This is a genomic window from Streptomyces sp. GMY02 (genome assembly GCF_019056675.1).
Taxonomy (GTDB): domain Bacteria; phylum Actinomycetota; class Actinomycetes; order Streptomycetales; family Streptomycetaceae; genus Streptomyces; species Streptomyces odonnellii.
This window is the reverse complement of the sequence record NZ_CP077658.1, coordinates 5,264,071-5,279,009: the sequence shown is the minus strand read 5'-3', so window position 1 is coordinate 5,279,009 and position 14,939 is coordinate 5,264,071. Positions and strand designations below refer to the sequence as shown.

General features: G+C 71.1%; 11 protein-coding genes. 7 read left to right on the top strand and 4 right to left on the bottom strand.

Going from position 1 to position 14,939, the window contains the following annotated elements; all coding sequences use genetic code 11:
- The first annotated feature begins 93 nt into the window (after positions 1–93).
- The 3 genes from KQY30_RS22385 to KQY30_RS22375 all read left to right on the top strand — a co-directional run bounded on the left by KQY30_RS22385 (position 94) and on the right by KQY30_RS22375 (position 3,102).
- A complete protein-coding gene (locus KQY30_RS22385) occupies positions 94–597 on the top strand; it encodes a cysteine dioxygenase family protein (RefSeq protein ID WP_217308371.1) in 504 nt (167 codons plus the stop codon).
- A gap of 64 nt (positions 598–661) precedes the next feature.
- Positions 662–1,618, top strand: a complete 957-nt coding sequence (cofD, locus tag KQY30_RS22380; protein WP_046499280.1) for a 2-phospho-L-lactate transferase — start codon at positions 662–664, stop codon at positions 1,616–1,618.
- Between the two features lie 80 nt (positions 1,619–1,698).
- Positions 1,699–3,102 (top strand): coenzyme F420-0:L-glutamate ligase, encoded by a 1,404-nt coding sequence (locus KQY30_RS22375; RefSeq protein ID WP_254407279.1) that lies wholly within the window; start codon positions 1,699–1,701, stop codon positions 3,100–3,102.
- 102 nt (positions 3,103–3,204) lie between these two features.
- Here KQY30_RS22375 and KQY30_RS22370 read toward each other — a convergent pair whose 3' ends face one another.
- The 3 genes from KQY30_RS22370 to KQY30_RS22360 form a co-directional block, all read right to left on the bottom strand.
- Positions 3,205–4,227, bottom strand: coding sequence for a DNA-3-methyladenine glycosylase (locus tag KQY30_RS22370; RefSeq protein WP_217308369.1), 1,023 nt, complete (start codon positions 4,225–4,227; stop codon positions 3,205–3,207).
- Between the two features lie 231 nt (positions 4,228–4,458).
- Positions 4,459–5,541, bottom strand: coding sequence for an NDP-sugar synthase (locus tag KQY30_RS22365; protein WP_254407278.1), 1,083 nt, complete (start codon positions 5,539–5,541; stop codon positions 4,459–4,461).
- A 166-nt stretch (positions 5,542–5,707) separates the two neighbouring features.
- The gene (locus KQY30_RS22360; RefSeq protein ID WP_217308367.1) at positions 5,708–7,159 is read right to left on the bottom strand and encodes a peptidoglycan recognition protein; all 1,452 of its coding nucleotides are present in this window, start codon (positions 7,157–7,159) and stop codon (positions 5,708–5,710) included.
- A 137-nt stretch (positions 7,160–7,296) separates the two neighbouring features.
- On the opposite strand from KQY30_RS22360, the gene KQY30_RS22355 reads away from it, so the two are divergent.
- The 4 genes from KQY30_RS22355 (at position 7,297) to KQY30_RS22340 (ending at position 13,674) form a co-directional block, all read left to right on the top strand.
- Positions 7,297–8,049 carry a TIGR03089 family protein gene (locus KQY30_RS22355; RefSeq protein WP_217308366.1) on the top strand — a complete coding sequence of 251 codons (753 nt, stop codon included), beginning with the start codon at positions 7,297–7,299 and terminating at the stop codon, positions 8,047–8,049.
- 350 nt (positions 8,050–8,399) lie between these two features.
- Positions 8,400–9,665 carry an LCP family protein gene (locus KQY30_RS22350; RefSeq protein ID WP_367997432.1) on the top strand — a complete coding sequence of 422 codons (1,266 nt, stop codon included), beginning with the start codon at positions 8,400–8,402 and terminating at the stop codon, positions 9,663–9,665.
- 220 nt (positions 9,666–9,885) lie between these two features.
- A complete protein-coding gene (locus tag KQY30_RS22345) occupies positions 9,886–11,769 on the top strand; it encodes an LCP family protein (RefSeq protein ID WP_217308364.1) in 1,884 nt (627 codons plus the stop codon).
- Between the two features lie 99 nt (positions 11,770–11,868).
- The gene (locus KQY30_RS22340; RefSeq protein WP_217308363.1) at positions 11,869–13,674 is read left to right on the top strand and encodes an LCP family protein; all 1,806 of its coding nucleotides are present in this window, start codon (positions 11,869–11,871) and stop codon (positions 13,672–13,674) included.
- Between the two features lie 153 nt (positions 13,675–13,827).
- On the opposite strand, the gene KQY30_RS22335 is transcribed toward KQY30_RS22340, so the two are convergent.
- Positions 13,828–14,865 carry a glycosyltransferase family 2 protein gene (locus KQY30_RS22335; RefSeq protein WP_217308362.1) on the bottom strand — a complete coding sequence of 346 codons (1,038 nt, stop codon included), beginning with the start codon at positions 14,863–14,865 and terminating at the stop codon, positions 13,828–13,830.
- Positions 14,866–14,939: the final 74 nt, after the last annotated feature.

Genomic DNA, 14,939 nt, shown 5'->3' with positions numbered 1-14,939 from the left:
CGGCGTACGCCGTACACGCCGTGCGCGGTTGATCGCGCTTCTCTTCTGCCTTTTCTGCCGATGTGTCTTTTCTGCCGAGGAACCACCGCACCCATGAACAGCGACAGCGACATCCAGATCGCCGGCGATCTCCTTGAGGTCCGGCATCTTCTCCAGCCGGTCCGTCAGCATCCCGCCACCGTGGCCGAGTTCGCGGGTCTCGCCCGGACGCTCGCCGCCGACCGGGCGGAGTGGGCGCCGCTCGTCCGGTACGACGCCACCAGCCGCTGGTACCACCGGCTGCGCACCGGACCCGGATATGAGGTGTGGCTGCTCTCCTGGGTGCCCGGCCAGGGCACCGGTTCGCACGACCACGGCCCGTCCTCCGGCGTACTGACCGTGCTGGCGGGAGAACTGACGGAGCGTTCGCGGAGCGGCCGCCGCTCACTGGCTCCGGGGGCGCAGCGGATCTTCGCGCCCGGCTATGTGCACGAGGTCGTCAATGACGCGATCGAACCCGCCGTGAGCCTGCACATCTACTACCCGGGTCTGACCGAGATGCCGATGCACACGGCCCTGTGCTCCCCGGCGGCGCAGGAGGATGTCGTACCCGCCTGAGAGTCCCGTCCACCGCCCGGCCACCGGCCCCCGACGACCGGCCTCCGGCTGAGACAATGTATTTATGCGCATTGTGGTTCTGGCCGGCGGTATCGGCGGCGCCCGCTTCCTTCGTGGCCTCAAGCAGGCCGCGCCCGACGCGGACGTCACAGTGATCGGCAACACCGGTGACGACATCCATCTGTTCGGGCTGAAGGTCTGCCCCGACCTCGACACGGTGATGTACACCCTGGGCGGTGGCATCAATGAAGAGCAAGGCTGGGGGCGTACGGACGAGACGTTCCAGGTCAAGGCGGAGCTGGCGGCGTACGGGGTCGGACCCGGGTGGTTCGGCCTCGGCGACCGGGACTTCGCCACCCATATCGTCCGTACGCAGATGCTCGGCGCGGGTTATCCGCTGAGCGCCGTCACCGAGGCGCTCTGCGCGCGCTGGCAGCCGGGAGTGCGGCTGCTGCCGATGTCGGACGACCGTATCGAGACGCATGTGGCGGTCGATGTGGACGGGGAGCGCAAGGCCGTGCACTTCCAGGAGTACTGGGTGCGGATGCGGGCCTCGGTGGACGCGAAGGCGGTCGTCCCGGTCGGTGCGGACCAGGCCAAGCCGGCGCCGGGGGTGCTGGAGGCCGTCGCCGCCGCCGATGTCATCCTCTTCCCGCCGTCCAACCCGGTGGTGAGCATCGGCACGATCCTGGCCGTTCCGGGGATCCGGGAGGCCATCGCCGAGGCGGGCGTGCCGGTTGTCGGGCTCTCGCCGATCGTGGGGGACGCGCCGGTGCGCGGGATGGCCGACAAGGTGCTCGCCGCGATCGGTGTCGAGGCGACGGCGGCGGCGGTCGCGCTGCACTACGGCTCGGGGCTGCTCGACGGCTGGCTCGTGGACACGGTGGACGCGGGGGCGGTGCCGGAGATCGAGGGCGCGGGCATCCGCAGCCGGGCGGTGCCGCTGATGATGACGGATGTGGACGCGGCGGCGGAGATGGCGCGCGAGGCGCTGAAGCTGGCCGAGGAGGTACGGGCATGACGGCACCCTTGTCTTCGTCCTCAACGCCGTTTTCGACGCCTTTTTCGACGTCGGCTTCGGGCGGGTCCTCCGGCGGGTCGGTGGACCCGGGCGCGGGCCACGCTCCGGCCGCCGTCGCCTCGTACCGTGTACGCGCCCTGCCCGGACTGCCCGAGGTGCGGCCCGGGGACGATCTCGCGAAGCTGATCGCGGCCGCCGAGCCGGGGCTGGCCGACGGGGACGTCCTGCTGGTGACCTCGAAGATAGTCTCCAAGGCCGAGGGCAGGATCGTCGAGGCGGCGGATCGCGAGGCGGCGATCGACGCGGAGACGGTACGGGTCGTCGCGCGGCGCGGGACCCTTCGTATCGTCGAGAACCGGCAGGGTCTGGTGATGGCGGCGGCCGGGGTGGATGCCTCCAACACCCCCGTCGGGACAGTGCTGTTGCTGCCCGAGGACCCCGACGCCTCGGCGCGGGCGCTGCGGGACGGGCTGCGGGACGCGCTCGGGGTCGACATCGGTGTGATCGTCACGGACACCTTCGGGCGGCCGTGGCGCAATGGACTCACGGATGTGGCGATCGGGGCCGCGGGGGTGCGGGTCCTGGACGATCTGCGCGGCGGGACGGACGCGCACGGCAATCCGCTGAGCGCGACGGTGGTCGCCCTCGCCGACGAACTGGCCGCCGCGGGCGATCTGGTGAAGGGCAAGGCCGCGGGGCTGCCGGTCGCGGTGGTGAGCGGTCTGGCGCATCTCGTGAGCGACGCGGGCACGGGTACGGGTACGGATGGCGCGGGTGCCGCGGGTGGTGGCGGCGCGGGTACGGGCGGTGCCGACAGTGTGGGGACGGGCGGCGCGCGGGCGTTGGTGCGGAGCCCGGCGGACGACATGTTCCGGCTCGGTACGTCCGAGGCGGTACGGGAGGCCGTCACCCAGCGCCGTACCGTCCGCGACTTCACCGGCGAACCGGTCGACCCGGGCGCGGTCCGCCGCGCCGTCGCGGCGGCCATCACGGCTCCGGCGCCGCACCACACCACGCCGTGGCGCTTCGTCCTTCTGGAGTCACCGGAGTCGCGGCTGCGTCTCCTCGACGCGATGCGCGACGCCTGGATCGCCGATCTGCGCGCGGACGGCAGGTCGGAGGAGTCCGTCGCCAAGCGCGTCCGGCGCGGGGATGTGCTGCGCAAGGCGCCGTACCTGGTGGTTCCTTGCCTGGTGATGGACGGCTCGCACAGCTACGGCGATCCGCGCCGCGACACCGCGGAGCGCGAGATGTTCACGGTCGCCATGGGCGCGGGCGTGCAGAACTTCCTGGTGGCGCTGGCGGGCGAACGGCTGGGCTCCGCCTGGGTTTCGTCGACCATGTTCTGCCGTGAGGTCGTACGGGAGGTGCTGTCGCTGCCCGCGCACTGGGACCCGATGGGCGCGGTGGCGGTGGGGCATGCGGCGGAGGCGCCGAGGGAACGGGCGGAGCGGGACGCGGGGCAGTACATCGAGGTGCGCTGAACCGGCTTGTGAGCACCGTGACTTGTGAGCGGGGCGGCTTGTGGGCAGGTGGGCAGGGCGGCTTGTGGGCAGGGCGGGTTGACGCTCACAGCCGGGCGGTGCTCACAGCCGGGCGATGTTTCTGATCGGCGTGCGCGGGGTCCGGCGGGCCGGGGTGCGGCCGGACAGCAGGATCAGCCGGGTCGCGCGGTGACGCTGGCCCTCGTAGGGCGCCAGAAGTTCCAGCATCGCCGCGTCGTCGGCGTACCGGTCATCGGCGAGGGCGTGGCCGACGATGCCGGGGAGATGGAGGTCGCCGACGGTGACGGCGTCGGGGGCGCCGTTCGAACGCTGGACGACCTCCGCGGCGGTCCAGGGGCCGATGCCGGGGATCAGTTGCAGCCGGGCGGCGGCCTGGACCGGGTCCATGGCCGCGGCCTCCTCCAGACGGCGGGCGACGCGGACGGCACGCAGGATCGTGGCGGAGCGTTTGGAGTCGACGCCTGCCTTGTGCCACTCCCAGGAGGGGATCAGCGACCAGGTCCGGGCGTCGGGCATCACATACAGCCGCTCGCCGGAGGGGAGGGCGGGGCCGGGGGCGGGTTCGCCGTACTTCCGTACGAGCGTGCGCCAGGCACGGTACGCCTCGACGGTGGTGACCTTCTGCTCAAGAACGGACGGAATCAGCGATTCCATCACGCGTCCGGTACGGCAGAGACGCAGGCCGGGGCGGTGGCGGAGAGTCTCGGCGAGAAGGCGGTGGCGGGGGGTGAAGGCGTCCGGTTCGTCCGCGGCGCCGAGCAGCTCGGGGAGCTGCTCCAGCATCCAGCCGGCGCCGGGGCCCCATGCCTCGGCCTCCACGGCGCCGTCGGCGGCCTTGAGCCGGAGGGTGCCGGGACCCATGGGCGTACGGCAGGCCCGCAGGTACGAGCCGTCCGGTACGGCGCGGAAGGCGGGGTCGGCGGGGCCGCGACGGAGGGGACCGAGGACGAGCCCGAGATCGTACGCACCGGTGGGCACCCATCGGCGGGTGCCTTGCGGGGTGGGGGGTGCGGATGCCGGTGCGGTTGGTGCGGCGTGGGGCTGTGCGTGCGGGTGGGGGTGCCGGTGCGGGTGTGCGGGGCGGGGTACGAATCGGCCTGCCACGGGTGGGGTCCGGTCCTGGGGGTCGGGGTCGGTGTCTCCGCCGAGCGTACGGGCCGGTGGGTTCTCCCCTGACCCGCCCCTTCCCGAAACCGGGGGCAGGCCCCCGGGCCCCCAGGGCGGCGTCGGGTCCTCAAGCGCCGGACAGGCTTGTTCGTGTCCTCGATCGCCGGACGGGCTGATTTTCAGCCCGTCCGGCGATCGAGGACAGAACGGGGGTCCCCGGGCCGGGACCTACTCGTCCGGGGAGAATCTCACCGTGGCCGGGGGGAGGGTGCGGTCGCACCAGATTCTGATGCCGTCCCGCAGTTCGTTGTCCGCGCCGATCGTCGCGCCGTCGCCGATCACCGCGTTCGCCAGCACGGTGCGCGCGCCCACGCGGGCCTTGCTGCCGATGAGGGAGTGGGTGATCTGGGCGCCCGGTTCGACGACGGCGTCCGGGAGGACCGCGGTGGCGGTGAGGCGGGCGCCGGGGCCGATGACGGCGCCGGGGCCGATCACCGTACCCGCGGAGAGTTTCGCGTCCGGGGCCACCGAGGCCGTCGGGAGGATCAGGTGTTCGCCGCAGCGGCCCGGGACCGCCGGGGACGGGGCGCGGCCCAGGACCAGGTCGGCGGAGCCGCGGACGAAGGCGTGCGGGGTGCCCAGGTCCAGCCAGTACGTGGAGTCGACCATGCCCTGGAGATGCGCGCCCGCCGCCAGCAGGTCCGGAAAGGTCTCGCGCTCGACCGACACCGGCCGCCCCTCCGGAATCGCGTCGATCACCGAGCGCCGGAAGACATACGCGCCCGCGTTGATCTGGTCCGTGACGATCTCCTCCGGTGTCTGCGGCTTCTCCAGGAACGCCGTCACCCGCCCGTTCGCGTCCGTCGGCACCAGCCCGTACGCCCTCGGGTCCTCGACCCGGGTGAGATGGAGGGAGATGTCGGCGCCCGACCGCGTATGGGTGCCGACCAGCGCGCGGATGTCCAGGCCGGTGAGGATGTCGCCGTTGAAGATCAGTACGGGGTCGCCGGGCCCGGAACGCAGCCGGGAGGCGACATTGCGGATGGCGCCGCCCGTGCCGAGCGGCTCGCGCTCGGTCACGTACTCCAGCTCCAGGCCGAGCGCCGAACCGTCGCCGAAGTACGGTTCGAACACCTCGGCCAGGTAGGAGGTCGCGAGGACGATGTGCTCGACGCCCGCCTCACGGGCGCGGGCGAGTTGATGAGTCAGGAACGGTACGCCCGCCGCGGGCACCATCGGCTTGGGCGTGCGCACCGTGAGCGGCCGCAGCCGGGTGCCCTTGCCGCCGACCAGGAGGATCGCTTCTGTCACCGTGTCGTCTCCGCTTCCCACTGGGGCCGCCGTACGGCTTCCGTTCGTACCTGCGGGGATCCGCACGTACATGCATACCGGCGTCCGTACACGGAACCGACCAGTGTTTGCCGTCTCCCGCTTCCCGACTGCCCCGTATCACCGGCCTCGCGTCACCGGCCTCACGTCAACGGCCCTGGTACTGCGCCGCCTTGTCCCGTGCCGTACCGAGCTTCGCGTGCAGCCGGCTTCCCGGGCAGTCGGTGTTCACTCCGTCGCGGTGCCCGGCGATGGCGTGGAGGCCGACTCTCGTCCCCTTCTTGTACTTGCCGCTGCCCGCGGACGTCAGCGTGACCGTCCTGCGCGGGTCGATGCCATGGAGGCCGAGCTTCCAGGCGGTGAGCCTGGCGACGGCGGTCGTGGCGGCCGTCGGGGGCTTGGTGCCGTTGTACGTTCCGAGCACCGCGATGCCCACCGTGTTCTTGTTGAAGCCGAGCGTGTGCGCGCCCAGGACGGGCTTCGCGATGCCGCCCGCACGGCCTTCGTAGATCGTTCCGCACTTGTCGACGGCGAAGTTGTAGCCGAAGTCGCGCCAGCCGGAGCTGGTGACGTGATAGCGGTAGATGGCGCGCAGAACGGACGCGGACTGCCGGCAGGTGTAGTTGTTCCCGGTCGCGCTGTGGTGGATGAAGGCCGCCGTGACCGTGTGGTTGTAGCCGAACCGCCGCTCGCGCAGCGACTCGTCGGCGCCCCAGCCACCGCGGGTGACGATACGGGGACGTGGTCCGATGTACGGCCTCGCGAACGCGGCGGATACGGACGCGGCGGAGTTGGCGTCGGAAGCGACGGACGCTGCGGAGACGGCGTCGGCGCGGACGGACACGGCGGAGACGGCCTCGGCGGGTGCGGCCTCCGCCGGGGCTCCGGCCCGGCCGTGCCGTACGGGATCCTCGCCCGGGTCGACCAGGTCCAGCCGCAGACCGTGCGGCAGCGGCAGATGGGACGGTCCTGCCCGGCCCGGCCGCTCCGTCGGCCGTACGCGGACCTCGACGCCGTCCGAACGCCCCACCCAGAGCGGCGCGGTGGCCCCGCGCACACCGGCCGCGGCGCGCTCGGCCGTACCGGGGTCGGCGCCGTGCTCGCGGTTGTGGGTCCGCAGACTCTGCCAGCCGGACCAGGCACGGGTGGCGGCCGAGCGGGTACGGACCTCGGCTGTGCCCCGGAGCTCCGCGTCGGCGTCGTCCCAGACGACACCGAGCAGAGAGAACTGCCGCACATTCCGGCGGGCCAGCCCCATACCGGGGGCGGTGCCGGACAACCGGTCGGAAGCGAGGGCCGTCAGCGGAAGCGACCGCGTGGAACCGGGGCCGGGCTCGGGTCCGCGTTCAGGGCCGGGCTCGGGTCCGCGTTCGGGTCCGAGTTCGGCGGGCGCCGTCCGCGACGCCGCCGCAGCGGCCTCCCGCCCCGCGTCCTGCCGCAACGCGACCGCCACCGATGCATCGGCCCCGGCAGCCGCGCGGTCCCGGGCGGCCGCGTTCGCCGGCAGCAGGAACAGCGGCAGGGACAGCGGGATGGCCAGCGGAAGGGTCAGGGTGACGGTGTACGTCAGGGCGACCGGGGTGGCGAAGTAGGCACGCATGTGCCGATCCTGGGGGCGGGTCGCCGTACCCGCCCGCCGGGGAGCGGCCGGAAAGCCGGGCGCGCGACGGTCCAACCGGTGGACCGCGTCACCGGTACGGCCGTGACCGCCGCGCTCCGCCGCGTACCCTTTCCCGGGTGAATGCCAGCGACCGCACCCCCGCCGACCTGCTGCGATCCGCTCTCGCCACGGATCCCGCCCGCCCCTTGATCACCTTCTACGACGATGCCACCGGTGAGCGCGTCGAATTGTCCGTCGCCACCTTCGCCAATTGGGTGTCCAAGACCGCGAACCTCCTCCAGGGCAATCTCGCCGCCGCGCCGGGCGACCGGCTCGCGCTGCTCCTGCCCGCGCACTGGCAGAGCGCGGTGTGGCTGCTCGCCTGTTCCTCGGTCGGTGTGACCGTCGAGATCGGGGGCGACCCGGCCGGCGCCGACCTCGTCGTCAGCGGCCCGGACACCCTCGACGCGGCACGCGCCTGCGGCGGGGAGCGGGTGGCGCTCGCGCTGCGTCCGCTCGGCGGCCGGTTCCCGCAGCCGCCGGGCGGCTTCATCGACTACGCGGTCGAGGTGCCGGGCCAGGGCGACCGCTTCGTACCGTACGCACCCGTGGACCCGGACGAACCCGCGCTGCGCGTGGCCGGTACGGAACTGACCTCGGCCCAACTCGTCGCGCGGGCGCGCGAGGACGCCGACGGGCGCGGTCTGACGGCGGGATCCCGGCTGATGTCGGGCCTCTCGTACGGGAGTTGGGAGGGGCTGTCGGCCGGGCTGTTCGCACCGCTCGCCGCGGGCACCTCCGCCGTACTCTGCCGCCATCTCGACCGGCTCCCGGCCGACGGCCTCGAAAAGCGCGCCGAGAGCGAGCGGGTGACCCACCGCGCGCTCTGAACCACCGAACGGGCAGGACGACGGGACCGGGCTGCCGGACGGACGGCAGGACCGGGCAACGGGCAGCGGTCATCGGCGGGCAGCGCGCACCCGTCACCAATGGAAAACACACCGTCACCGTCACAACGCACACCGGCACCACCACACCCCGTCACCGTCAACACACCGTCGTCATCACCCCCGAACCTCCGCGTAACACGCACCGTCACCGAGCGGTGGACGATTCGGGGATACCTGCGATTCACAGCAACTCACACAACTCACAGCACAACCAACCGCCGCGTTCGCCCGTCTACCCCTGCAACCGGCGGCTCAGCGCGCCGCCGACGCCTTGAAGGATGGACGCAGACGTGACCGACAGTGCTGGCAGAGCGCCGGCCGAACCGGCCGGTACCGGCGACGGCGCCGACGACGACAACGATGCCGGGACCGCCGCATCGCGCCCCAACCGCGGGCACCACTGGCTGCGTTGGACCGCGCTCGGCACCTCCGTCGTCGTGCTCGCCGCCGCCGGTGTGGGCTGGTGGTTCTACAAGAAACTCGACGGCAACATCAGGACCGACACCACCACCGCCGCCGAGCTGCGTACGTACGAGAAGGAACGTCCCACCCCGATCGTGCTCGATGCCAAGAACATCCTGCTCATCGGTTCGGACACCCGCTCAGGCGAGGGCAATGGCAAGTACGGGCAGGACGACGGCGGTTCACAGCGCTCCGACACCACGATCCTGCTGCATCTCGCCGCCGACCGGCAGAGCGCCACGGCCGTGTCCCTGCCGCGCGATCTGATGGTGGACGTCCCGAGCTGCCGCAAGCCGGACGGCACCCGCAGCACGGCCCAGTTCGCCCAGTTCAACTGGGCGTTCCAGTTCGGTGGCGCCGCCTGCACCATACGTACGGTCGAGAAGCTGACAGGCATACGGATCGATCACCACATGGTGATTGATTTCACAGGCTTCAAGGACGTGGTGGACGCGGTCGACGGCGTCGAGGTCTGCCTCAAGGAGCCGGTCGACGACGTACAGGCACTGCTCCGACTGCCGGCCGGCACACAGACCCTGGACGGCGAGCAGGCACTCGGCTTCGTACGGGCGCGCCACGGCATCGGCGACGGCAGCGACACCCAGCGCATGGAGCGGCAGCAACGTTTCCTCGGGGCGCTGTTCAAGAAGGTGCGGAGCAACGGCGTACTGCTCAATCCGACCCGGCTCTATCCGGTGCTGGACGCGGCGACGAAGTCCCTCACCACCGATCCGGGACTCTCCACCCTGACCGACCTTTATGAACTGGCGCGCTCCATGCAGAGCGTACCGACCGAAAAGGTGCAATTCATGACGGTGCCGCGCCAGCCCTACAGCGCGGACCCGAATCGCGACGAACTCGTCGAGCCCGACGCGGAGAATCTCTTCGAGCGGCTGCGCGAGGACGAACCCGTCTCCATCTCCCCGCCCCCCACGGGCAGTGGTACGGAGTCGCCCAAGGGCACCGAGGACGCGAAGGGCAGTGGCACGGACCGGAACAGCCCCACTCCCACCACCGCCCCCAGCACCGACCCGAGTCCGGGCTCCACCCCCACTTTCGAGGGCTCAAACGCCGCGGCGGGCCTGTGTGAGTAAAACGATGTCCAAAGAGAGACCTTCAGTCTATGAAGATTGAGCGGATTGCCCGCTTGTAAGGTCCGTGGAATTTGTCACTGGCGTCGCTCGACACTGAACCGGACGGATAGTGTGACGCGATCCGGTGTTTTGGCCCACGAGGCCGTGCACTGACGGATCGAAAGACCGAGCGCCTTGGGGGAGGCGCCTCGCGTGGCACCGACGGAGGATTCAAGCAACCGTGGATGCGCAAAGCCGTGGACAGGCGGACGGAATCGACCCCGCCGACCAGTGGGTCCTCAACCCGCAGACGGGTAACTACGAACTGCGACTGGACCACTCCACAGGGCAGCCGCCCGCCTCCCGCCCACGAGGCGCCGGCAGACGCGGTGGTACCGGGCAGCCGGGGGCCAGAAGAGCGGGCGCCCCGCGCGAGAGCGCCGAGAACGCCACACCGGCCGAGGGCACTCCCCGTAGCGGTACGGCACGTACCGGCGCCCCCCGCGCCGCGCGAAACGGTTCCGCGCGTACGGGTACGAGCACGGTCACCGAAAGCCGGTCCACGGGCACGGGTACGAGCGCGGGCACTCGCGCCGACGTACCCGGGCAGCGCAGCCGCCGCGCGGGCAAGGGCCAGCCCGACAGCGGGCCCGCCGCGGCCGGCCGGCGCAAGCGCAAGGCGAAGAAGTCGGGCAAGAAGAAGGCGCTGGTCTGGACCGGCGGCACGCTGGCGGTCCTGCTCGTCGCCGGTTCCATCGGCGGATACGCCTACTACCAGCACCTCAACGGCAACATCGCGAAGATCGACATCGGCAGCGCGGGCAGCGGCGGCTTCAAGAAGGACCAGGCCATCAACATACTGTTGATCGGCACGGACAAACGGACCGGCGCCGGCAACGAGGGGTACGGGGACGCGGGCAGTGTCGGCCACGCCGACACCAATCTCCTGTTCCATGTCTCCAAGGACCGTACGAACGCGACGGTGCTGTCCATTCCGCGCGACCTGATCACGGACATCCCCGACTGCGAGACGAAGACCGCCGAGGGCACGGAGGTCATCCCCGGGACCTCGCAGGTCCGGTTCAACACCAGCCTCGGCCAGGACGGCCGCGACCCGGGCTGCACGATGCGTACGGTCAAGGAGATCACCGGACTCGAGGTCGACCACTTCATGATGGCCGACTTCAACGCGGTCAAGACGCTGTCGACCGCGGTCGGCGGTGTCGAGGTGTGTGTGGCCAAGGACGTCGACGACCCCAAGTCCCATCTCAAGCTGAGCAAGGGCACCCACACCATCGAGGGCGAGCAGGCCCTCGCCTTCGTACGGACACGGCACGCCTTCGGCAACGAGAGCGACCTCAGCCGGATCGAGACGCAGCAGCAGTTCCTCAGCTCGATGATCCGGAAGATCAAGTCCGGCGACACGCTCACGGACCCGCAGAAGCTTTTCGGTCTGGCGGAGGCCGCGACCAAGGCGCTCACCGTCGACACCGGTATCGGCAGCATCCAGAAGCTCAGCGACCTCGCCAAGGAACTCGCCAAGGTCAACCCGAAGAACATCACCTTCACCACGCTGCCGGTGGTCGACAACCCGGCGGAGGTCGTCAAGGCCACGGTGGTCGTCGACGACACCAGGGCGAAGCCGCTGTTCGCGATGATGCAGAGCGACACGTCGCTCACCGAGGTGAAGCAGCAGGAGGCAGCGGCCAAGAGCAAGCAGGCCGCGCTGCTGAAGGGCCCCAAGGCCGCTCCCGAGGACGTACGGGTCGACGTGTACAACGGCGGCGGCCCGCAGGGCTCCGCGCAGGAGACCCTGGCCTGGCTCCAGAACACCGAGGGCGTGCCGAAGTCCACCAACAAGGGCAACTCCCCCGGCCCCGACCTGCCCAGGACGAGCCTGGAGTACGCGCCGAACCAGGCGGACCAGGCGCGGGCCCTCGCGGCGATGATGGGGCTGCCCGCCGCGGCTCTGAAGCCGGGTACGGAGGACGCCGTGGGGCTTGAGGCGATGACGCTGACCCTCGGGGCGGACTTCAAGGGCGCGGGGATACCCATCACCGGACCGGCAAAGGCGCCGGAGGGTGTGCAGAAGGTGGAAGCCGACAAGCAGGTGTGCGCCAAGTGACGGCGCACCGAAGACTTGTGCGGCTGATGTGGCTTACGCGGCCTGTCCGGCTCATACGGCCCAGACGGCTTGTACGGACGGGCTGACGGGGGGATCTTGGTGCGTCAGAGCAGTGTGCAGCGGGAGGGTGCGGACGAACGCGTACCGCACCCCCGGGAGTTGGGCTGGGACGACAGCCTGTACGAGAGCGACGGGACCGGCGCGGCGGATACGGAGGGCTCGGGCCCGACGGACCGCGGCGACGGCCCCGACGCGGCCCCGGACACGGCTCTGAGCAGCACCGCTCAGGCGGGCGGCGCCGCTCCGGCGGACGCCGAGGAAAGCGAAGCCGAGGCCCAGGGCAAGGGCAAGGGCGGCCGGGGCAGGACCGCCAACGGCGCCTCCGCCCGCCGCCGCTCCAGGCGCGGCCCCTGGCGAATACTCCGCTGGATCGCCGGCGTCCTCGTACTCCTCCTGCTCGGCACCGCCGGCGCCGGCTATCTCTACTACCGGCACCTCAACGCCAATATCCGCAGCGGCGACCGCAGCAACGGCTCCACGGGGGTCAAGAAGCCCGATGCCAACGGCGCCGGCCAGACCCCCCTCAACATCCTGCTGATCGGCTCCGACAGCCGCGCCACGGCCGAGAACGTCAAGCTCGGCGGCAGCAAGGACACCGCGGGCAACCCGCCCCTCGGCGACGTCCAGATGCTGGTCCATGTCTCGGCCGACCGGAAGAACGCCTCGGTCGTGAGCATCCCGCGCGACACCCGGGTCGACATCCCCGAGTGCAAGGACGCCACGACCGGCAAGGTCTGGCCGAAGACCAACGCGATCATCAACGAGAGCCTGGCCCGCGGCGGCGCCGGCTGCACCCTGAGCACCTGGGAGAAGCTGACCGGCGTCTATATCGACCACTGGATGACGATCGACTTCTCCGGTGTGGTGAGCATGGCCGACGCGATAGGCGGCGTCGAGGTCTGTGTCCAGAACAATGTCTGGGACCGGCCGCTGCCCGGCGTCCCGGGCGGCTCGGGACTGAAACTGACCGCCGGTACGCACCAGATCCAGGGCAAGCAGGCCCTCCAGTGGCTGCGCACCCGGCACGCCTTCGAGAGCGACCTCGGCCGCGCCAAGGCCCAGCACATGTACATGAACGCGATGATCCGTGAGCTGAAGTCGCAGAACGTCTTCACCGACACGATGCGGCTGACCGGTCTCGCGGAGGCGGCCACCAAGTCGCTTGAGGTGTCCGAGGAGATCGGTACGGTCAAGAAGCTGTACGACCTCGCCATGCAGCTCAAGAGCGTGCCGACGAACCGTCTCACCATGACGACCATGCCGTCCGTCGAGGACCCCCTCGACCGCAACCACCTGATACCCCTGGAGCCCGACGCCGACAAGGTCTGGGAGATGCTCCGCGAGGATGTCGCCTTCGACAGCAACGGCGGCCCCGCCGACGCCAAGAAGACCACCGAGCCCGCCGAGCCGGTCTCCAAGGACCCGGCGGCGCCGCCCGCCGAGACGGGCGTGATCGTACGGAACGGCACGGGCAGCGAGCAGCAGAGCGCGGTACCGCGCCGCGCCGCCGACATCGCCGCGCGGCTCAACGCCAAGGGCTACACCCTGGCCGAGGCGGACTCCACGCCCAGTCCGCAGGAGCGGACGTCCGTCACCTTCCCCAGCGCGGATCTGGAGGGGGACGCGCAGGCGGTGGCCAAGTCCCTGGGGATCCCGCTGAGTTCGGTGAAGCGGTCGACGGACGTCTCGGGTGTCACGCTGGTCGTGGGCGCGGACTGGCGCGAGGGGGCGTCGTATCCCAAGGCGTCCAAGCCCGTGGCGGGCGGGATTCCGAAGTCGGCGGACCCGCTCAACGGCTCGGAGAAGGACAAGTGCATGCCGGTGTACGCGCCGTACCGCTTCTGACCGGGGCGCACCCGCGTCCCACTGGCGACCGGGCGTGCCCGCGTCCCACTGTTGACCGGGCGTGTCCGCGCTCTGCCGCTGGCCGGGCGCGCCCGCGTTCTGTACGTATGCCTCGCCCGGTACGTACGGTCGCGCCTCGACCCGTACGTGCGGTTACGCCTCGACCGTCGGCAGTACGGCGGGGCGGCGGCTCGCGATGACCTTCTTCGCCAGGGAGCGCGGGCTGGTCAGAAAGCCGTACCCCCACGACATGTGCATGGTCGCCAGCGCCACCGGGATCTGGAGCCGGGCCTTCAGCGGCAGCCCCCGGCCCGCCGGCACCGAGCCCGCGACGATCGCGGCGAGATAGCCGGCCGGGACGATCAGCCCCCAGGGCGTGAGCACCGCGCCCACCACGATGCCCGCGGCGATGGCGCAGACCGCGGCCGGCGGGGCGAGATAGCGCAGATTGATCGAGCCGGAGTGGTAGCGGGCGACGACATGGCGCCAGCGCCCGTAGTCCTTGTACTGCTTGGCGAGCGCCCTGACCGAGGGCCGCGGCCGGTACCGCACCCGCAGCTCGGGCGAGAACCAGATCCCGCCGCCGGCCTCGCGGATACGGAAGTTCAGCTCCCAGTCCTGGGCGCGGATGAACTCCTCGTTGTAGCCACCCTGCTCTTCGAGGGCCTCGCGCCGGAAGACCCCCAGATACACGGTCTCGGCGGGCCCCGCCTGGCCTCCCGTGTGGAACGCCGCGTTGCCGACCCCTATCTTCGAGGTCATCGCGGCGGCCACCGCGCTCTCCCAGTCGTTCTCGCCCTCGGCGTGCATGATCCCGCCGACGTTCTGCGCGCCGGTCTCCGCCAGCAGCCGTACAGCGGTCGCGATGTAGTCGGGCGAGAGCATGCCGTGGCCGTCGACCCGTACCACCACCGGGTGGCTGGACGCCTTGATCGCGGCGTTCAGCGCGGCGGGCGTGCGGCCGGTGGGGTTGGGGACGGTACGGACACTGGCGCGCGGGTGCGACGCGGTCTCCCGTACCAGCTCGGCGGCGATCTCGTCCGTACGGTCCGTCGAGGGCCCGAGCGCGATCACCACCTCCATCTCGCCTTCGTACTCCTGCTCAAGGATGTGCCGGACCGAGTTCCTGAGATGACGTTCCTCGTTGAGCACCGGCATGATCACGGAGACCGCGGGGGGCTGGGCAGGCATGGAGGCTTCTGGGTCCTTCGGGAGACGGCGGTACGGCCAGCCACGTTACCGCGTACGGGGGACAGCGACGCGCG

What these genes read in the sequence shown, in the direction of transcription:
- KQY30_RS22385 (WP_217308371.1), top strand. Translation starts at nt 94, where the DNA reads ATGAACAGCGACAGCGACATCCAGATCGCCGGCGATCTCCTTGAGGTC.
- cofD (WP_046499280.1), top strand. Translation starts at nt 662, where the DNA reads ATGCGCATTGTGGTTCTGGCCGGCGGTATCGGCGGCGCCCGCTTCCTT.
- KQY30_RS22360 (WP_217308367.1), bottom strand. Translation starts at nt 7,159, where the DNA reads ATGCGTGCCTACTTCGCCACCCCGGTCGCCCTGACGTACACCGTCACC.
- KQY30_RS22335 (WP_217308362.1), bottom strand. Translation starts at nt 14,865, where the DNA reads ATGCCTGCCCAGCCCCCCGCGGTCTCCGTGATCATGCCGGTGCTCAAC.